This window comes from Ruegeria lacuscaerulensis, from assembly GCF_013034685.1.
GTDB classification, from domain to species: domain Bacteria; phylum Pseudomonadota; class Alphaproteobacteria; order Rhodobacterales; family Rhodobacteraceae; genus Ruegeria; species Ruegeria lacuscaerulensis_B.
The window spans coordinates 595,051-614,789 of record NZ_WQGO01000001.1 but is presented as its reverse complement, the minus strand read 5'-3'; the positions used below and the strand labels follow the sequence as shown (position 1 = coordinate 614,789).

The window sequence follows — 19,739 nt, the reverse complement described above, 5'->3', positions numbered from 1 at the left end:
TACATGCAAAAGGACGCACTTAAAGCCCGGAACATGCCGAAAGCGCAAGGTGTTTGGCAGAGGTGGGGATTTTTAGGTTAGTGATTAAGCCGCTGTTTCGTCATCATTTATTCTAAAAAAAATTGAGTACAGAGTCGGCACCACTATCAGCGTAAGAACGGTTGCAAAACTCAAACCGCAGATGATCACCACTGCGAGTGACTCGAAAAACGGATCCCACAGCAAAGGCATTACTCCAAGTACAGTAGTAAGTACTCCCAGTGACACTGGGCGGACGCGTAGAACGGCTGAGTCAACAACAGCCAGCAATCGAGGTTTTCCACCGGCAATCTGAGTATCGGTTTCGTCAATAAGGACGATAGCGTTTTTGATTAACATCCCTGTTAGAGACAAAATACCCAGTATTGCCATAAATTCGAGTGGCGTTCTGGTTGCCGCGAGCCCCCAGACGACTCCAATGAGAGCCAGAGGTACTGTCAACCATATGATCAGTGGTTGTCGGACTGCGTTAAATAAGAAGAAAACTACGACAATCATCGCTCCGAACCCAAGCGGCATAGTCGAAGCTAAACCGTCGTTCGCACTTTGCGAGTCCCCGTACTCACCTCTCCATTCAAGAGAATACCCACTTGGCAGTTTTATTGCCTCTACAAGTGGTCGGACTTGAGCGAAAAGGTCGCCTGAGAGTACTTCTGGTGCGTTATCGGCTTGTGCGGTGATTGCAAGCTTTCGGTCGATGCGCCTAAGGTTCCCAGCTTCGAAAACAAGGTCAAATCGGTCTACAACTTGGGATATTGGAATATACCCTCCGGCTACATCGCTATAAACTTGGATGTTTTTTAGGTCACTGATATTGCTTCGGGCTGCTTCGAACGGGCGCATAACTATGTCCAATAAGTTGTCGCCTTCGCGATAAATCCCTATCGGCGCCCCTACTTGATGCCAGTAAACTGCCCTGGAAATTTCCGCTTGGGTGAGACCGAGCCTGCGGGCGTTTTCCGTGTCAATAACTGGTCGAATTACCGGCTTTTGTTCGCGCCAGTCGTCTTTTATCGCGATGGCTCCATTTTCAGCGAATATCAGTTTTGCCTGTTCGGCGAGTTCCCGAAGCACAACGGGATCGGGTCCAGAAAATTCAGCTTCGACTTTCGATCCACCACCGGGGCCCAGTACAAACTTCCAAACTTTTGCATATGAGTCAGCGTAGTTTTGGTCAATCCATGACTGAATTTCAGGCTGTAACGCATCGATCTGCCGGTAATCCTCTACGTCCACCAAAATTTGACCATAGGCGGGGTTCTGGTCTTCACTGTCGTATACCAACATGAAGCGTAAATGCCCGCTGCCCACGGACAGATTAGTAGAGTTGACACCTGGCAGAGTTAAGAGATGCGCTTCAATCTCTCGCATGTCCAGACTGGTTTGTTCAATGTCGGTTCCCTCTGGCAAAAAGTAATCCACAACAAATTGCGCCCTAGTGCTGTTGGGAAAGAAGCCCGGCGGTACCAGCGCAAACCCTGCGATCGCAGAGAGAAAGAGCGCAACAACAAGCCCCACAGTCAGGTACCGGAACCGGATCGCATACGCGAGGAGAGCACGATAGGCACGGAGAATTGCATTCTCTGCAGGCGGTTTTTCCGAGGTTGGTTTCAGCAGCAGAGTGCAAAAATAGGGCGTGAGCCAAATCGCTACCAACCACGAAAAAAGCAACGAGATAGAAATGGTCCAGAAGAGGCTTCCGGCGTATTCTCCAGTGTTGTCCGGTGAAAAGCCAATTGGGGAAAACGCCAAAAGTCCTACAACTGTTCCTCCGAGCAGCGGCCATTTGGTTTGATTTACGACAGAGATAGCAGCGTCGCTGGTGGCTTCGCCGCGTTGAACTCGGACCAACGTACCTTCGACAACGACAATAGCGTTATCAACCAGCATGCCGAGCGCAATGATCAGCGCGCCTAGTGAAATCCTTTGCATGTCGAGCCCCAGGAGCTGCATGCCGGCAAGCGTGCCTGCGACTGTGACCAACAGAATACCTCCCATGAGTATTCCGGATCTTAACCCCATAAAAATTAGCAATATGCCTACAACGATGATGAGCGCCAGAACCACGTTCATGACAAAGTCGTTGATCGATTCTTTTACCGAAGCAGACTGATCAGAGATTGGCAAAATCTGGATTCCGATTGGCCTTAGGTTCTCCAGCTCGTTTATCCGTTGCTTCACGGCTTCGCCCATGTTCACAACGTTTCCGCCCAGGCTATTCGATATTCCAATTCCAATTGCAGGCTGACCGTCCCGAAAAAGTAGGGGGCTTGCGGGTTCAACGTAACCGCGCGACACGGTTGCGATATCTGAAAGTCGAAATGATGCACCACTACTCGGCACAGAAACGACTAGGTCTTTGATAGCGTCAATTGAGGCTACTGCCGCCGACGGACGTATCTCTATTCGTCGCGAGTTGGACTTTATGGAACCCGCGGGCGCTACGAGGTTTTGTCCCTCCAGAACTTGCCCAATTTGCTGCGGTGATATTCCAAGTTCTATTAACCTTGCTGGTGCATACTCTACAAAGATTGCTTCATTCTGTTCACCACTTAAGACCACCTTGGAAACACCGCTGACGGCAACCAACTCCCTCTGGAGCTCCTTCGCGTACTCGTGGAGCTCGGCTATTGAATAGCCATCGCCAACAATCGCAAAATATAAGGCATACACATCGCCGAAATCATCGTAGACCTGAGATTGGAGCGCGTTCGGCGGCAGGCTTGTTTGAGCGTCAAGAATCTTTGCGCGCAATTGGGCAAATCTTGCATGGAGTGACGGAAAATCAGGTGTCGTGGGGATTGTAAACTCGACCGTCACAGTGCTGAGTCCGGGTGATGAAACTGACTTCACCTCTTTTACCCCGGAGAGCTCTTGTAGAGCATTCTCAATAACCTCAGTGACTTCTTCGGCGACTTCTTCTGCAGTGGCACCCGGATAAGGTGTTATGACCTGAGCTTGCCTTATTATGAACTCAGGATCTTCGAAACGAGGAAGAGTTAAGTATGCAAAATAGCCAGCCACCAAAATGAGAATAGTCACCAACGCGGAAATTAGACGCTTCTCAATTGCAAACCTTGCGAGATCCATTTGCTACTCACCAACTTTTGAAATCGGGCGAACTACCATGTCTTCCTGCAGTTCGCTCAAGCCTGCAGTTACAATCATTTGCCCTTCTTCAAGGCCAGTTTTTACGAACACGAAGTCTTCAGATATTTCTCCCAATTCAACGGGTCGACGCTTGACAGTGCTGTTGGATCCATCCAATAGCCAGACATAAGGGGAACCGTCGGGGCTTGCCGCTAAAGCTGAAAGTGGAACCACAACATGTGTGTCGCTTTGCCCGTCCGCCCTAATAATCACGCGCGCTACCATCCCAGGCAGTACAATCAAGTCTTCAGGCGGGGTTACTGATAGACGACCTCGATAGGTTTGTGTTGCTGCGTCTGCTTGCGTAGTAAACTCGACAAGGTCTGCGTTCATTTCTACGCCCGGCAACGAGTCGAACGTAACCATGCTAACAACATTGTCGAAGCCAATTGACGACATTGCGATTATGTCAGCGCCGGGCAAGTCATAGCTTACATCTACAGTCGATAGATCTTGGATTAAGGCGATGGTTTCACCGGCTTGAACATTACGAAAATTGTCCACGTTGCGCTTGGCAATCGTTCCGTCGAACGGCGCTCGAAGCGTAGCATCGGAAAGATCGTTTTTTGCCGATTGAATTTGTGTTTTAAGGCCACGGATCGCCGCTTCTGCAGCAATTATTTCTTCTGGCCGTCCACCGATACGACCAATTGTAAGCTGCTCTTCTCGTGACACCAGTTCAGCTTCTGCCAGACGAAAGGCAGCTTCACGTTGTTGGTACTGCGCAGTAGGAATTACCCCCCTCTCCAAAAGCTGAGCTGAGCGGATGTAGTCTTCCCGAGCTTGGTCTCTTTGGGCTTGAGCTGCCTCAACCGAGGCTTCTAGAGCTGTAATTTCTTCAGGGCGTGCACCTGACCTCAGCACAATTAAATTCGCCTCGGCCTCTTCGAGTTGGCTGTTAAGCCTTTCTACCTCGACTTCAAAGTCTCGGGTGTCTAGTTGGGCAACAACGTCTTCCTGCATGACACTGCTAGAGGCCCTAATTGGCAGCTCTGTAATTCGTCCACTGACTCTAAAAGAGAGTTCAACTTCCTTCGACGGATAGACAATTGCAGGATAAATCCTTTCAAAATCAGATGAGGCTTTAAGAACAGTGAAGACTTTTGCTGGTCTTATCGTTGTGGGAGCGTCTTGTGCTGCTGCCACGATGGGTAAAGCACCAAGTAAAACAACCGCCAATGCCCCTCGGAAAATCAAATGCATAGTTTTTCACCTGCTTTTAAGATGCTCGCTCGTTGAGCGCACCCAAGGGGCCCACCAAGCTTCGCGAGAAAAGAGATCGCTTGAACCAACTCTGCCCGCACCTGCAGATTTTCACAAATTGGGCCGAGCCAAAATGGCTCGGCGAGAGCTTCAGGGAAGTGGACAGATTTTATTGTTGTATTATAAAGCGTAAGCGAAATATCCGACCAAAAAACTAAATTCGCGAAAGCCTGAAGGTCCAACGTAGTGCCCAGCGATTTTCGATTTCAGTAGAACTCGGTGTTAAGATCTTTAACGAGTAGCGTTGTTTGCTGGAAGATACCGCGCGTCTACCTGAGTAGAAGCGAGAAGTAGGAAAAACTTACCGAGCCTCGGTGCAACTTGGAGCTAGGGTACATTGGCAATCAGAAACCAAGTTCTCAATCTTCAATCACTCTTCGTTGCAATGGCTGCTGTTCAGCTGGCCACTGCTGGATCTGGTACTTTGGTTCCACTCGCGTTTTCTGAAATTGGGGCGTCTCAAGAAGCCGCTTCGTTTGCGGCGTCCGCATACTCTGCAGGGTTTTTAGTCGGGTGTTTTGTTGTCGCCAGATCGATTGCTGATATTGGCCACATCCGTGCATTTGCTTCTGGCGCAGCTATCACGATAGCGGTGGCCATACTTTTTTCTGTTTCCACCAACACACCATTTCTTGTCTTTTTGCGGTTCCTCTCCGGTTTGGCCACCGCAGGGCTTTTTTCGATCGGTGACACGTGGATCAATGAAACTGCGGAGGAAAAGACCCGGGGAAGAGTTCTCGCAGTCTATGCGATAATAGTCGGCGTAGTCGCCGTGTTCAGTCAGTTTTTAGTTTTTGTAGTGCCCGGGGATATTCGAGAGGTATTCGTCTACGTCGCTTTGTTTTACTGCATTTCGATTGTGGTCATCTCGACTACTCGCTCATCTCCTCCCAATAATGAAACCACGGTACCCATTCGAATACGCGGTTTATTTAAGGACGCCCCAGCCGCAGTCTTGGGCGTATTCGCCATGGGTATGGTGTCTACAACTTTGTTGAGCGTTGTCCCCTATAATGCTGCTCAGCTAGGGGTCGAAATAATCGATGTGGCCCTTATGGTAGCCCTCATTTATCTCGGGCGTGTCCTTTTTCAGTTTCCGCTTGGATGGCTATCCGACAAGATGGACCGTCGGAAAGTAATCTTGATAGCTACGGTAACCGCAACAGTAGTTCTTCTTCTTATGGCGGTTCTGGTCGACGTGGACTACGACCACAGCGTCAATTCATTCGACTACAACTCAATCGGCTTCGTAATCCTTTGCATTATTCTGATGCTACTAGGTGGAAGTTTGCTCACTCAATATTCTTTGCTTGTGGCGCACGCGTTGGACAGAACGGTTCCTGTCTACGTCTCTTCGGCAGCGGTAACTATGCTATTGGTTTGGACTCTCGGATCGATAAGCGGCCCCTTGATAGCCAACTTAGTTACCACTTTTTTTGGTGACATCGCGCTTTATTGGGTAAATTTTGCGGTCATGTTTTGCTTTGCACTGTATTTGGGGCAAAGGATTTGGTCAGTTGAACCCGTGTCACGAGCCGAGCAGACTTTTCACACTGAAGTCTTGCCAACCAGTACGGAAATGGCTCCTACCGAGAAACGTTAGCGCAATAATAAATTTGTGCTTGTTTGGCATGCTATACTTGAACGCAACCAAAAAGACTGCGACGCTCAATGCGCTCCCAGAGCTGGAACGACGATCAAGAGTTATGGTCCAGAAAAAAGTTGCTGGCCCGTGTGTTAGTTTAACCCAATGGAGCTAGTGGTGGAGAAGACGGGACGCGGGCATCGGAGTAAGCTGACTATTTTGCTACTGCTGCTTCTCCAACTGGGATGCTCAAATATATCTAGGAACCCAGTAAGCGAATTGGATCTAGAGAGTCCACAAGTTCCGGGCATCGAAGGTGCTCGTTATTGGGCCGATGTTGCTCCAGTCAATATCAGTGAACTGCTGGAAACAGCTCAACGTCAAAGGCGAACATCTGGGTTATCTTCAGATTATACACTAACACTATCGGGCGGAGGCGAAGATGGAGCCTTTGCTGCCGGCATTTTGAATGCATGGAGCGAATCCGGCACGCGCCCAGAATTTATGGTCGTTACCGGAGTTTCAACCGGTGCTTTGGCAGCGCCGTTCGCCTTCCTGGGTTCTGACTATGACGATGAGCTCAAAGAGTTGTACGGTGGGTTACCACCGTCCCGGATATTCAGAGGACGACTTGTAACTGGTATCCTAAGTGGTTCTTCTGTCAAAAGCTCTGACCCATTAAAACAACTTATACAGTCTTACATAACGGACGATTTTCTAGCGCAAATTGCCAAAGAACATGGTCGCGGACGGCGTCTGTTGGTTCAGACAGTAAGCCTGGATGCACAAAGGCCAGTACTTTGGGATATGGGTGCAATCGCTAACAGCAATTCAGCGAATGCAAAAAAGGTATTCGCCGATGTAATACTCGCCTCTGCGGCAATTCCGGGCGTTTTCCCTCCGGTTTTAATTGATGTTGAGACTGATGAAGGTGTCCGGGATGAACTTCACGTTGATGGTGGTGTATATTCTCAAACCGCCTACGTGCCTGGATGGGATATCCCAAGGAAATATGCTCGCGGTGGCAAGCTGTATGCAATCCGAAACGGCAAAGTTGAGCCAGAACTTAGAGTTATTGAACCGGGGGTCTTCCAAGTGTCTGCACGCTCGCTTTCTACGCTAATCAAGGCGCAAGGCGTAGATGATCTTACGATTGCGTACAAACTAAGTCTGCAGCGAGACGCCGAATACCAAGCCACTTGGATTGGAACTGATTTCGAATATCCTCTAGCTGAGCCGTTTGATCCAGAGTACATGCAAGCGCTATTTGACTATGGTTATCAGCGTTTTAACTCTGCGACCCTTTGGAGCGATCGTCCGCCTCGGTAAGCACGATTACTTTATTGGCGCCAAAGGGATCGTTGCTTCAGTTGGCTTGTCAGGTAAATCATAATCATTAATGTATGCACTTATGTCGATGAGTGAAACTGAGCGCAACCGGTTACGACTTTGGCGCCGCTGGCAAGTCACGTTTGATCATTTTAAGTATCCGCCCCCTATGCAGAGGGTGCATCAAGCACTTGTTATTCATCCTCAACCGTGGACAACTCGCGGTTTGGCTAAATATACTAATTTGCCTCAGACAAGCGTGAGACGGCAGCTGACTTTCCTGGCGAACCCGAACGTGCAACGTGTAGACGATGGGTTTCAAATCACAGAGTTGGGATTGGCTTTGAACTGGACTGTGCATCGCGAACTGACAAAGTTCGTTCGAGGCGGGCACCGATTTAGCCAAGAGCTAATTTCCGCACACAAGCAGTCAACTGGTGCGAATGGTGTGGGCGGGGCCGACTACGAATGGCTTGCTACGCATATCTGGTGGCCAGTAATTGAGGCGCCGGAAATTCTGGACGCGTAGGTTGTTTAATAGTTTGGATTGGCAGCGCCTTAAAGCTTGAACGAGTGGATGTCGGTTGTTCGTAGACTTAAGCGCTTATGTGGTTGCAAAGACTGCAGGAAACGAACTCACAATAACTCTAACTCAATTACCTACAATTGTTTAATGGGGGCAAAGGACGTGGCGGCAAAGAAAAAAATCTCTAAGAAGTCCTATGAGACAGAATTGAAGAGATTGCAGGTGGAGCTTTGCCACCTCCAAGGATGGGTGCAACGCACTAAAGCAAGAGTTGTTGTAGTATTCGAAGGGCGCGACGCTGCAGGAAAAGGCGGCGTCATCAAACGTATTACCGAGCGTGTGAGCCCACGAGTTTTTCGGGTCGTTGCGCTTCCTGCACCAAGCGACCGACAAAAGTCCCAAGTCTATGTCCAGAGGTATTTTGAACATCTTCCTGCAGGAGGCGAAATCGTCCTTTTCGACCGAAGTTGGTACAATCGCGCGGGAGTGGAACGGGTCATGGGTTTCTGTACCAACAAAGAATATGAGAACTTTTTGACCGATGCGCCTGGTTTTGAGCGATACCTTGTCAGGGAAGGTATCATACTTTTGAAATATTTTTTTGATGTTACTAGAGAGGTTCAGCAGGAGCGCTTCAAGGACCGCATGATCGATCCTAGAAAACACTGGAAACTAAGCCCGATGGACTTGGAGTCCTGGGCACGTTGGTGGGACTACACAGAAGCATATGAGAGAATGATTTCGGCGACAGACAGTGTACATGCGCCTTGGTTCCGCGTTCCCGCAGACAACAAACGCCTAGCAAGGCTGAACTGCATTTCACACTTACTTCAGTCGATCCCGTATAATGAAGAGCCCTTTGTGCTTCCGGAATTGCCAAATCGCCGCGAACACAGGAAAGGTGCTCCGAAGTCCATTTCGTTCAAACATACTGTTCCGCAAAAATACTAAACGGGCTTTGAGTCGGAACACATCCTTTCACACTCCATTGGATTGCCCGTTTTTTATACCGCTTCACGTCCAAAGGATCACCCACCTAATAAGACAGAAAGTTTTGTCACAAGACTTTAGTTGATCGTCGTTTGTTCACTTAAAGCAGTGTTCGAAAAATTCGTCTATCTCACCTGATTGTAAAATTTCGGCTTCTTCTTCACTGTATGAATCCGGTACTTTTCCAGTGGTTCGATAGCGGACGTATTTATGTGCATAAACTAGGATAATTCCCTGCGCTAATTCATAGAATACTCTACTTTCGTTTTCATCTACTTCGACACCTTGTTTCATTATTTCATAAACACAATTTTCGGTGCCTGTTAGGATCGTCTCTTCGCCTAAGAATAAGTAAGAATGTGTCTTTTCATCTGCTGTAACTGGAACACCAGCTACACTGCAAAGGGCGATGCTGATAGCGCTTTTGATCAATTTTTTCACGTTGATAGCCCTTCTATTCTTCATAAATTGGCTTTTTTGTAAGTATCGGCCCAGTCTAGCAGCAGGATCGTTTTGTTGCACCCTTGTTCGATCATGCTCTACCATCGGACCATAATTTCCGGTTGCACCTGTGCAGCTTGTTCAAGACCGCATGGTGGTGCGGCGAAGTTAGGAGTCTGTTCATGGCAGAACCGATCGTGGTGGACAGTTTTATTGCTGTGACTCTTGGCATCGTTGTGTACTTTCTAGGATCAAGGCTCACAGAGCAGTTTGGGTTTTTGCGCAAGTACTCAATCCCCGAGCCGGTTTCAGGTGGCTTACTGGCGGCACTAGTGACACTAGGCGTGGTAACTGTGACTGGGCGAGAAGTAGTTTATGATCTGGCGTCGCGCGACTCTTTGCTGATCTACTTCTTCACCACAATTGGTCTTAATGCGAAGTTCTCAGACCTAGTTAAAGGCGGCCCACTTCTCGGCCTCATGCTTGTTTTGACCATTGGGTATATGTTTATCCAGAATGGAATAGGCATTCTCGGAGCTTCACTATTTGGCTTGCCATCTCAGGCCGGTGTGATGATGGGGACAACGTCTCTCATCGGTGGTCATGGTACAGCCATAGCGTGGGGCCCAGTTGTTGAAGAGCAATACGCTGTAGCGGGGGCGGCGGAGCTTGGCATCGCCGCTGCAACGATCGGATTAATAATGGCAAGTCTAATTGGCGGACCAATCGCCAGCTACTTGATTGCGCGTGACCGGCTCGAACCAAGCGCGAAAGAGAAAACATCGATTTCCAGTTCCAATCAAGACGCTATTGAGGTGATAGCTTCTACTGATCCAACCGGTGGCCCGACGAATCCTGGAATGATGAGAGCTATTCTTTGGACGCATCTAGCAATTGTGATTGGCTTCATTGCAGATGAGTCGCTGGAATTAACCGGAGCAAACCTGCCGCTCTTCGTGCCATGCCTTCTTTCCGGTATTTTACTTGCAAACCTGACGCCGAGAGTTTTTCCGAAGATCAAGACACCAACGGGTACCGCCTCGTTGAAACTATTACAGGACTTCTCGTTAGCAGTGTTTCTTTCAATGTCTCTAATGAGTATGCAGCTTTGGACTTTGGCGGGTTCCGCTGGTGTTTTAGCCGTCACTATGACGCTTCAAGCTGCGGCTGCGGCAGCTTTCATCATATTCGTTGTCTATCGAACGATGGGGCGAAACTATTTTGCTGGCGTGATGTCTGCAGGTTTCGCTGGTTTCGCTCTTGGAGCTACACCAACGGCCATAGCCAACATGACGGCTGTGACGCATAAATATGGCCCGTCTCCGCTTGCCTTCATTGTACTTCCGCTGGTTTCAGCTTTTTTTGTCGATATTGCCAATGCATTTATTATCCAATTGTTCGTCTCGAACTTACCTTAGATTCAGGCTCAATTGAGTTTCATAGCCAGAAGTCGACCCCTGCAGCCAAAGCGATAGCGGAGAAGAACGTCGTTGGTTACCAATCGTATCGGCTATCGACACGCCATCAAAAAATCATCTCGATAAGGCTTCGGCGTTACAACGACGCTTGTCGGATTGAGCGGATATTTTGCTTTGCTTTTTTCCTGGGATACAGACGTGTATCCATTTTCTTCTCAATCTGCCGTGTAGGTCGTGCCCGAATTTAGTTCAACTGGAAAGCTACTATCATCATTTGGGCACTTCATGCTGACGCGGACCTATTATTTAGCGGCGTTAGTCGGGCAAGCTACGTTCCAAGAGGGGGTTAACGAGCCCAATCGAAGGTCGCTCAAACACATTTAGCAGCAGAGTTTATCGAGTTGGGAAAACTCCTGCTGGCCCCCAACAGCAATTTACTAGTCTTTCAAGCCGCGCTGCATCCTTCCCACGTGGCGAAAAATGTCGGTGAGCATTGCCGTCATCAAACCAAACATGAAAAAACCGTTTGCACCAGTCATCCCGCCAAGCAACCTCTGGTGCTGTGGGACGACTACATCGCCAATACCCAAGGTCGTATATGCTACCAATGAGTAGTACACCGCCTCTTCCAGCGTGCTGAATACTGACATCTGCAAAAAAACTAGGGCCCACAACCAAACGCCAAATGTGGTCACGCTCATTATGCAAACCACGACCATGATCAATACTACCACGAATGACATAAATCGGTTGTCCGAATGGCGAAGCCACGGCTCCATTTTTTCAAGTACTTCATTGAGAACGCCCCACATTATCGCGCCTGTCATAATTGAGAACAGCGTGATAACTGAGCCCAGCAACAATTGACCAATCACGAGACTTTCTCCTTTGCCGTTTCTTGTACCGGTGCCGCCAAGGCAAAAGTTGCTTCGCACAGAGGTCCGCGCGCGGCACATGATTTTAAAGGTCGAAGGCGGTAACCCAAAGATTTCGAGTGCGGCTTATTTTTCCAGAACCAACTTTCTGCGTATCGCGAAGTGGCATTCGTCAGTTTTTGAATTGTCACACCGAAACATTCTTTTACCGGTAGCGCTTAAAATCATTATCAAAATCTTTCGACCTTTTATATTCTAAAATACGAATGAAAGGGGGGCTTTAGACTTGATTTCTGAGGTGCCAAAGCCACGCGATTGCAGACCGAACGCGGTCGCCATGCAACTTTTGGCCTTGTTTCTCATGTTTAGCGCTTTAACGCCTTCGGTGTTGGCTGAGGAAGTTGAGGACTATTCCGGTCTCAGACTCAGCCTTCCATTTGCCTTTTACAATGAAACATTTGGTCTGAGCGCAGGCTGGGTAGAAGGACGGGTAGGTTACCTGCAACCTCAGGCTAGGATACTTGGCACAATTATTGCTGGTGACACTGGCTCAGCAACAGGTTTTCTTGCTGCGGAAGACTTACAGGTCCCTCGATGGAAGCGCCTCTTTATCGATCCCATATTTTCTCTCGGTTATTACAACGACGCAGACACATATGTAGACGGCAATCCGGATTTCGCAGGGGAGCGAGCTGGAACGAATGACTCGAACAAAGACAACTTTGTCACAGGAAGCGGTTCGGACGTGTTTTCGCGAGTCCGGTTCAAGTATCTTTTGCCGATAGGTCACGGTCGCAATCAAGTTGTTCCTGACTACAGTATACGCGATGGCTTCCTGGTTTCCGGCGCGACAGGTGGATCGTCTCTGAACCCATTTGAAAGTGGGCGAAGCTTTTTTGAGATAAGGCCGTTTCACAGAGCGTTGGTGAGCGACGGAGATGATTTCGACGGCGAGTTACGAACGAATGGTCTTGATTTCGTCTACTTCTGGGATAACCGTGACTTTCCGGTGAACCCCACGAAAGGCGTTGGCCTCAAGCTGCAATACTCAAGGGATTTCGGCTGGTTTGACAGCACAGATTCCTGGACTGTGATGCAGGCTGAATTTGATGCCTATCACGATTTTGGTGAGTCTGCGTGGTTTCGTAGTCGTGTGCTTGCATTCGATTTCTGGACTGCAGACACACCGTCATGGAGTGAAAATGGTGGAGTTATCTCCAATCGTCCTCCTCCTTACACTGGAGCCACGCTTGGAGGTTTGTTTCGTATGCGCGGCTTTCCGGAAGAGAGATTCAATGATCGTTCTGCCATCTACTATTCTGCGGAACTTCGCATGACCCCGTATTGGAATCCATTCGACCAATGGCCCGCCGCCCAAGAATTGCTGGGTGTTGAGTGGGTGCAGTTTGTTCCATTTGGTGAGATGGGCCGCGTCGCAGGCAGTTACGATCTTGGCGAACTGCATTCTGACATGAAATGGAGCGCTGGTATTGGGTTGCGCGCATGGGTTCAAGGCTTTGTAGTCAGAGCAGATACCGCATTTTCTGACGAAGGTGTTAGGCTGCAGATGATGATTGGACAACCATTTCAGTTTTGAAATGAACGCAGTTTCCTTCAGCCCAAAATAACTTTTTCTAAGCTCTGGAAATCTTGGAAACCAATTTGCGAAGTGCTAATTGTGCAGGCAGTGGTATGCCTCACATCAATAGCTTGAGGGCGAGTGTTAAATACAATTGCCAGCCATGCATTCCCGTCTGCCAATCCATCCTCTTGTAAGGAACGCCTGTTAAGTCGCTTAATTCCAGCGCCATTCAAGCCAGCTACAAGCTATAGCCGACCCTGCTAATCTGTTGAATTTTTGGCACTTCAATAGTCGGCATCTGGAAGACGGAACTGTATTTCTTAGGAACCACTTTAGTGGATCAGCTCAGAGGGACATGTTCACAACAAAGAAGGCTTCGAGCAGAACTTTCTTGTCAGGCCCATTGTATCAGTGAAACTTGGTCTCTCCCGCGCTCTCAGAAACCGTTGTTCCTTTTTCACCGCGAACGGCTGCAGGAACATCTGCGAGGGCGCAAATGATGGCGCGACCGCCCGAGGATCGCACAAAGTCTTGTGCAGCCTGGACCTTGGGGCCCATTGACCCGGCGGGGAAATCGTACTCATCCAATGAATCCGGAGTGATCGATCTAATACCTGTTTGTTCAGGCGTTCCCCAGTTCAGGAACACGGCTTCTGCATCTGTAGCGATAACAAAGAAATCTGCTCCAAGGTTCTGCGCCAGAAGGCACGAGGCAAAGTCCTTGTCGATGACGGCTTCGACCCCGACCAGTTTCCGTTCAGCACCTGCCTCGTACATCGTCGGGATGCCACCACCGCCAGCAGCGATCACGGTCGCGCCCTTTTCCAGAATCCAACGGATAGGTTCGACCTGAAAGATACGTTTCGGGCGGGGCGACGGCACAACGCGTCGCCAGTACTCGCCATCCGGTTTCACCGTCCAGCCCTTGTCAGCCGCCTCTTTCTTGGCGTCCGCTTCGGAATAGACCTGACCGATGAACTTGGTCGGGTTGTCAAAGGCCGGGTCGCTTGGGTCAACCTCGATCATGGTCAACAGGGTGGCGATGTGATGCTCGAAGGGCAGGATATTCCCAAGCTCCTGCTCGATCATATAGCCGATCATGCCCATCGTTTCGCCGACCAAAACGTCCAGCGGGTACTCCTCGACATCCGTATACATGATCTCTTGCAAGGCCAGCATCCCGACCTGCGGACCATTGCCATGAGTGATGACGGTTTCGTGCGCTTCGCAGAGCGGGGCGAGGGCTTCTGCGGCAATCTTCGCGTTCTTGCGCTGATTGTCCGCTGTCATCGCCTCACCCCGTTTGAGAAGCGCGTTGCCGCCGAGTGCTACAACAACGCGTCCCATGGTTCAGGCTCCCAATGTGGCGACGAGGATCGCCTTGATGGTGTGCATCCGGTTTTCGGCTTGCTCGAACGCTATGTTCATGTCGCTTTCGAACACTTCCTCGGTCACTTCCATCTCGGTGATGCCGAACTGTTCGTGAATGTCCTGACCGACCTTGGTCTCCAGATTGTGGAAAGCGGGCAGGCAGTGCATGAACTTGACGGCTGGATTACCGGTTTTCTTCATCAGATCCATGTTGACCTGATAAGGGCTCAGCAGCTTGATCCGCTCAGCCCAGACTTCTTTAGGCTCACCCATCGACACCCAGACATCGGTATGAATGAAGTCCGCGCCCTCTACGGCCGAGGTATCGTCGGTGATGGTCACACGCGCGCCGGTCTTTTCAGCCCGCTCCATCGCCAAGTCGCGCACATCGTCATGGGGCTGGGTTTCTTTCGGAGAAATCATCCGGACGTCGCAGCCCATGATCGCGCCCAACATCAGCAGCGAGTTACCCATGTTCGACCGACAGTCGCCCGAATAGGCATAGACAATGTCCTTGCGGGGCTTGTCAGCGTGCTCGATCATGGTCTGCATATCGGCAAGCATCTGGGTCGGATGCCAGTCGTCGGTCAGGCCGTTATAGACCGGAACACCGGCATATTCTGACAGCGTTTCAACCATGTCCTGACCAGCACCGCGGAATTCAATCCCGTCGAACATGCGGCCCAAAACGCGCGCCGTGTCTTTCATCGACTCCTTGTGCCCGATCTGCGAGCCCGATGGATCGAGATACGTAATGTTCGCACCCTGATCGTAGGCCGCCACTTCAAAGGCGCAACGGGTACGTGTCGAGGTCTTCTCGAAGATCAGGCAGATGTTCTTGCCGGTCAGCGAGGGCTGTTCGGCGCGGGCGTATTTGGCGCGTTTCAGATCGCGGGCCAGATCCAGCAGATACAGCATTTCACGCTGGCTGAAATCGGCGATTTTCAGATAGCTACGGCCTTTGAGATTGAATGCCATTTTGTCTCTCCCTAACAAAAATCAGTGGGCGCAGGAGGCTGCACCCATGGTAAATTCAATAGGCGGGATCGCGGTCGATCGGGCAGGTCATGCAGTGGCCACCGCCGCGACCACGCCCTAGTTCCTGACCCGAGATTTCGATCACCTCGACGCCGGCTGCGCGCATCTTGCCGTTCGTAAACGTGTTGCGCGCATAGCCAACGACAACACCGGGCGAGAGGGCCACGACGTTATTCCCGTCATCCCATTGCTCGCGTTCGGCTTGGAACTCATTGCCACCGGTCGAGATGACATCAAGTGAGTTCAGCCCAAGGGCTTCTTTATAGACGTCGAACAGGTGCCCTTCTTCGACCCTTGCATCGAACAGTTTCTTGTCGTCTGGGCGAAGTGAAATGCACGTGATCTGATCCGCGACTTCCGTGAATGCAGTCACTTTGTCGTGGTCAAGACAAGTGAAGACAGTATCCAGATGCATGGCCGCGCGGCTTTTAGGCATCGCGCATGCGACAACTCTCTCTGCCCCACCTTTTTGGAATAGTGCCTGCGCAAGAAGGGTAACAGCTTGACTCGTCGTTCGTTCACCCATCCCGATAAAAACGGTTCCTTTACCTACAGGCTGTACGTCGCCGCCTTCGACTGAGGCATTAGCAAAATCTTCATCGCTATCGCCCCACCAGATATCAAACTCGGATTCCTTAAACATCGGATGGAATTTATACACCGCACGCATCATTAAGGTCTCAGGTTTGCGAGCGGGCCAAAACATCGGGTTCGTTGTCACACCGTTGAATATCCAACACGAAGGATCTCGTTGGAAAAGAGCGTTCGGCACAGCGGGTAATACGAACTCACTTTGGGTGATCAAATCGTCGAATTTTGGGTCAATGGTCCCCTTGGGTAATTCCGCGAATATGATTCCCCCAAGCATGTGGCGCGCGAGATCTGCAGCTTTCATCTCGTCCAGCCAAGCTCTCATCTCAACAGACACGCCAAGGCCAACAATTTTTGGAATGATCAATCGGTCAAGCATGAAAGACCTAGCGCTACTATCACTAAGCACTTCAGCCAATAGATCCTGGATGTCATAGACCTCGACCCCGCGTTCACGCATGAGCGAACAGAACTCGGCATGGTCCTTTCGAGCTTGCTCGACCCATATGACGTCGTCGAACAGCAACTCTTCGCAATTTCTCGGTGTCAGTCGATCATGTGCAAGCGATGGGCGCGAGACGATAACCTTGTTGAGCTTTCCGATCTCGGAATGAACGCCGAGCTTCATGGCAAATCTCCTTTCGAGGCAACAGTTGTCTGAATATCTTCGTCGTCGTTGGCCTGGCTCCAGCGGACCCAAACATGGATGGGAACACCTGCAAGCAGTAATACAGAGCCAATTAGTACGGTTTCCGCTCCGGACCCGATAAAGGCCCATACTGAGTAGATGAAGCCCAGGCCGCCGAGGACAACGACCTTGGTCAATTCCGGACCGTGCAGAACCTGACCACCCTTCAGGCGGATCATGATCTCGGCGACAGAGCAGACCGCGTATGGCAAAAGGCTCGCGACTACTGCAAGTAAAATGACAAAGTTGAACGCGGCAACCAACCCTTGCGCGAAGTTCAGGATGATCAGAACCGAGGCCAATACATTCGATAAAATCAAGGCGTTTGCGGGTGTCCCGAATTTCGATTTTTTACCTAATGCTGCCGGAAATACTTTGTCCAAGGCGGCGCCGTAAGGAACCTGCCCACTGAGCAGGGTAAAGCCATTAAGCGTACCAAAGGTCGAGATAACCGCGCCGCAGGCCACGAGTATTCCGCCGAATGCGCCGAACATGACCTCACCGACAGCGGCGAGCGGTGCTGATGATACTGCCAGAATGTTAGAGGGGATGACGCCCATCGAAACGGCCGTCACCGCAATGTAGACACTGGCCGCGATAATAACGCCGATGATGGTGGCGCGCGGGATGGTCTTTTCCGGTTCTACCACATCGCCAGAGGGCACGGTGGCAGATTCAAGTCCAAGATAGGCCCAAAGCGTCAGTGCCGCCGCCGCGGAAATGGCTGAAACCGCAGTCGTTCCACTTTGATTGACAGGAAGGTAATTTTCATGCTCGATCCAGAAGATGCCCAAGGTGCCGATAAGTATGAGCGGGGCAAGCTTCAGTACGGTGGTCACGATTTGAACCACGCCTGCACCTTGCACCCCGCGGATATTAACCAGTGTCAGCGACCAAATCGCGACCAGAGCAGTCGATAGCCCGTACATGGGGACTTCGACGATGATCGGGAAAAGAAAGCCCAGATAGCCGACTAAGGCTACGGCTACGGCCGCGTTTCCCGTCCAGAGTGCAATCCAATATCCCCAGGCAATAATGAAGCCTGCAAAGTCTCCGAATGCTTCCTGCGAATAGGCGTAGGGGCCACCAGGTTTTGAAACGACACGCGACAAGCGTCCGAAAATGATCGCAAGAACCAACGCCCCAGCCGACGTTAAAACCCACCCGCCAATTGCAATTGGCCCAAAAGGTGCAAGTGACGCTGGTAGAAGGAACACTCCCGACCCGATCATGTTTCCAACAACCAAAGCTATACAAGCCGTCAGCCCAAGGGCACCGGATGTCGATGTTGTCTCTGTGGCGGAGCGATCGGTCATTGCGACGGCTCAGTTCGATGTCGTGTCTGAAGTCTCGGTTGTGGGCCCGTCGATCCCCGGATCAGTGATGGCCCCAACGGTGAGTGCCGCGCAGATGATCACGGCAAGTATAACAAGCAGCGGGAAAACAAAGCGTAGCCACCGGTCATAGGAGACACGGCCAATGGCTAGCCCTCCCATGACGACGGCAAATGTCGGGTTGAACAGGTTCACCCATCCGTTTGCCGACTGGTACGCTGTAACCACAAGGTCACGACCGACGCCCGCAAAGTCTGCCAGTGGCGCCATGATCGGCATCGAAAGCGTGGCCAGCCCTGACGAGGACGGCACCAGGAATGACATCAAGATCTGAATACCAAACATCGCGTTGACAAAGGCGAACTCGCTCAGCCCCGAGACAAACCCCTCGGCTGCAGCAAGGATCGTGTCGGTAATTTTGCCCGCGTCCATAATGACGACAACACCGCGCGCGACGCCAATGATCAGGGCAACGCCCAGCAAATCGCGCGCTCCATCGACGAAGGTTTCCACAAAAGTCCCCTCGTCCATTCTGGACCCTTCATCGGTTTTCCCGACCCACCAAACGATGATGGACATCACCAGGAAGAGACCGGACATTTCGGCCATCCACCACCCCAGCGCGACAACACCATAGATCATAATGGCGAAGGTAATCCCGAACAGGAGCAAGATGGTGGAACGGGTTCGAGTCAACTCTGGCAAAGCGTCATCGCCGGCCGACCCTTTGAGAAAATGTCTTCTGTTTTCCTCGGCTTGATCCGCAACCACAGATGCAGAAGGATCGGCCTTTACTCGCTTTGCGTATCTCATGACAAAAGCGATACCAGCTGCCAGGCAGAGAATGAGGATAATGAACCTCAAAACGATGCCAGTCGTAAATGGAATACCAGCGCCTTGCGAAGCTACGACTGTTGCAAACGCGTTGAAGGTCGAGCCAAGAGTGCCGATTCCAGCACCTAGCATGATCACGGCAACACCGGTCAGTGAATCATATCCCGCGCGTATGAATACCGGAATTATAAGAGCATAAAACGCCAGTGTTTCCTCAGCCATACCGTAGCTTGTGCCGCCAAAGGCAAAGGCGATCATCAGAATCGGGATCATTAAAATCTCGCGGCCTTCAAGCCTATGCAGCAACCAACCAATGCCAGCATCGATAGCCCCTGTTTTGGTAACGACCATCAGGAAGCCACCGATAACCAAAACGAAGAGCGCAACGTCTATTGCTGCACTTGAAGAGCTTCCGAGAAGCCCAGGGTCATACATCCCAGCAATTGGTGCGAGAATTACCGAAGTTAGTCCCTGAGGGTTAGACTCGACTTCGTGATAGGTGCCCGGAACAGGAGCTTCGCTGCCCAGAGCTTCGTTCATCTGACGGTCATACTCACCGGCTGGAATAACCCAAGTTAGCACCGCGACAATAGCGATCAGAGCAAACAAGATTGTGAATGCAGTAGGAAACTTGAATTTGGACATAACTAACTCTCGCGTTGAAGGTACAGCGACGCAAAAAAAC

General features: G+C 50.6%; 14 protein-coding genes. 5 read left to right on the top strand and 9 right to left on the bottom strand.

Going from position 1 to position 19,739, the window contains the following annotated elements:
• Positions 1-84: 84 nt before the first annotated feature.
• Positions 85-3,129, bottom strand: a complete 3,045-nt coding sequence (locus GOV80_RS03025) for an efflux RND transporter permease subunit (protein ID WP_170782793.1) — start codon at positions 3,127-3,129, stop codon at positions 85-87.
• A 3-nt stretch (positions 3,130-3,132) separates the two neighbouring features.
• On the bottom strand, positions 3,133-4,392 hold the full coding sequence (locus tag GOV80_RS03020) for an efflux RND transporter periplasmic adaptor subunit (protein ID WP_170753928.1): 1,260 nt from the start codon (positions 4,390-4,392) through the stop codon (positions 3,133-3,135).
• Positions 4,393-4,789: 397 nt separating this feature from the next.
• Here GOV80_RS03020 and GOV80_RS03015 point away from each other — a divergent pair, with 397 nt between their 5' ends.
• The 3 genes from GOV80_RS03015 (at position 4,790) to ppk2 (ending at position 8,843) form a co-directional block, all read left to right on the top strand.
• Positions 4,790-6,055: an MFS transporter gene (locus GOV80_RS03015; RefSeq protein ID WP_170782792.1), complete on the top strand. Its 1,266-nt coding sequence runs from the start codon at positions 4,790-4,792 to the stop codon at positions 6,053-6,055.
• A 159-nt stretch (positions 6,056-6,214) separates the two neighbouring features.
• Positions 6,215-7,366, top strand: coding sequence for a patatin-like phospholipase family protein (locus GOV80_RS03010; protein ID WP_170782791.1), 1,152 nt, complete (start codon positions 6,215-6,217; stop codon positions 7,364-7,366).
• A gap of 688 nt (positions 7,367-8,054) precedes the next feature.
• Positions 8,055-8,843 carry a polyphosphate kinase 2 gene (gene ppk2 / locus GOV80_RS03005; protein ID WP_336510111.1) on the top strand — a complete coding sequence of 263 codons (789 nt, stop codon included), beginning with the start codon at positions 8,055-8,057 and terminating at the stop codon, positions 8,841-8,843.
• 135 nt (positions 8,844-8,978) lie between these two features.
• Here ppk2 and GOV80_RS03000 read toward each other — a convergent pair whose 3' ends face one another.
• A complete protein-coding gene (locus tag GOV80_RS03000) occupies positions 8,979-9,323 on the bottom strand; it encodes a hypothetical protein (RefSeq protein WP_170782789.1) in 345 nt (114 codons plus the stop codon).
• A gap of 182 nt (positions 9,324-9,505) precedes the next feature.
• Here GOV80_RS03000 and gltS point away from each other — a divergent pair, with 182 nt between their 5' ends.
• Positions 9,506-10,741, top strand: a complete 1,236-nt coding sequence (gltS, locus tag GOV80_RS02995) for a sodium/glutamate symporter (protein ID WP_170753934.1) — start codon at positions 9,506-9,508, stop codon at positions 10,739-10,741.
• A 437-nt stretch (positions 10,742-11,178) separates the two neighbouring features.
• On the opposite strand, the gene GOV80_RS22630 is transcribed toward gltS, so the two are convergent.
• A complete protein-coding gene (locus tag GOV80_RS22630) occupies positions 11,179-11,616 on the bottom strand; it encodes an ion channel (protein ID WP_170355052.1) in 438 nt (145 codons plus the stop codon).
• Positions 11,617-11,953: 337 nt separating this feature from the next.
• On the opposite strand from GOV80_RS22630, the gene GOV80_RS02985 reads away from it, so the two are divergent.
• Positions 11,954-13,213 (top strand): BamA/TamA family outer membrane protein, encoded by a 1,260-nt coding sequence (locus tag GOV80_RS02985; protein ID WP_170782788.1) that lies wholly within the window; start codon positions 11,954-11,956, stop codon positions 13,211-13,213.
• Between the two features lie 393 nt (positions 13,214-13,606).
• Here the strand turns inward: GOV80_RS02985 and arcC are convergent, their stop codons facing one another.
• Genes arcC through GOV80_RS02960 form a run of 5 tightly spaced genes read right to left on the bottom strand, consistent with a single transcriptional unit; the run spans position 13,607 to position 19,699 of the window.
• Positions 13,607-14,545, bottom strand: a complete 939-nt coding sequence (gene arcC, locus GOV80_RS02980) for a carbamate kinase (RefSeq protein ID WP_170756466.1) — start codon at positions 14,543-14,545, stop codon at positions 13,607-13,609.
• Between the two features lie 3 nt (positions 14,546-14,548).
• A complete protein-coding gene (argF, locus tag GOV80_RS02975) occupies positions 14,549-15,547 on the bottom strand; it encodes an ornithine carbamoyltransferase (RefSeq protein WP_170756246.1) in 999 nt (332 codons plus the stop codon).
• Between the two features lie 55 nt (positions 15,548-15,602).
• On the bottom strand, positions 15,603-16,826 hold the full coding sequence (locus GOV80_RS02970) for an arginine deiminase (protein WP_170782787.1): 1,224 nt from the start codon (positions 16,824-16,826) through the stop codon (positions 15,603-15,605).
• Positions 16,823-18,202: an amino acid permease gene (locus GOV80_RS02965; protein WP_170782786.1), complete on the bottom strand. Its 1,380-nt coding sequence runs from the start codon at positions 18,200-18,202 to the stop codon at positions 16,823-16,825. Before GOV80_RS02965 ends, GOV80_RS02970 begins: the two co-directional genes overlap by 4 nt.
• Positions 18,203-18,211: 9 nt before the next feature.
• Complete coding sequence (locus GOV80_RS02960; RefSeq protein ID WP_170782785.1) at positions 18,212-19,699, bottom strand: YfcC family protein; 1,488 nt, start codon at positions 19,697-19,699, stop codon at positions 18,212-18,214.
• Positions 19,700-19,739: the final 40 nt, after the last annotated feature.

Coding starts and splice junctions, on each gene's coding strand:
- GOV80_RS03025 (WP_170782793.1), bottom strand. CDS start 3,129: ATGGATCTCGCAAGGTTTGCAATTGAGAAGCGTCTAATTTCCGCGTTG.
- GOV80_RS03020 (WP_170753928.1), bottom strand. CDS start 4,392: ATGCATTTGATTTTCCGAGGGGCATTGGCGGTTGTTTTACTTGGTGCT.
- gltS (WP_170753934.1), top strand. CDS start 9,506: ATGGCAGAACCGATCGTGGTGGACAGTTTTATTGCTGTGACTCTTGGC.
- GOV80_RS02985 (WP_170782788.1), top strand. CDS start 11,954: ATGCAACTTTTGGCCTTGTTTCTCATGTTTAGCGCTTTAACGCCTTCG.
- arcC (WP_170756466.1), bottom strand. CDS start 14,545: ATGGGACGCGTTGTTGTAGCACTCGGCGGCAACGCGCTTCTCAAACGG.
- argF (WP_170756246.1), bottom strand. CDS start 15,547: ATGGCATTCAATCTCAAAGGCCGTAGCTATCTGAAAATCGCCGATTTC.
- GOV80_RS02970 (WP_170782787.1), bottom strand. CDS start 16,826: ATGAAGCTCGGCGTTCATTCCGAGATCGGAAAGCTCAACAAGGTTATC.
- GOV80_RS02965 (WP_170782786.1), bottom strand. CDS start 18,202: ATGACCGATCGCTCCGCCACAGAGACAACATCGACATCCGGTGCCCTT.
- GOV80_RS02960 (WP_170782785.1), bottom strand. CDS start 19,699: ATGTCCAAATTCAAGTTTCCTACTGCATTCACAATCTTGTTTGCTCTG.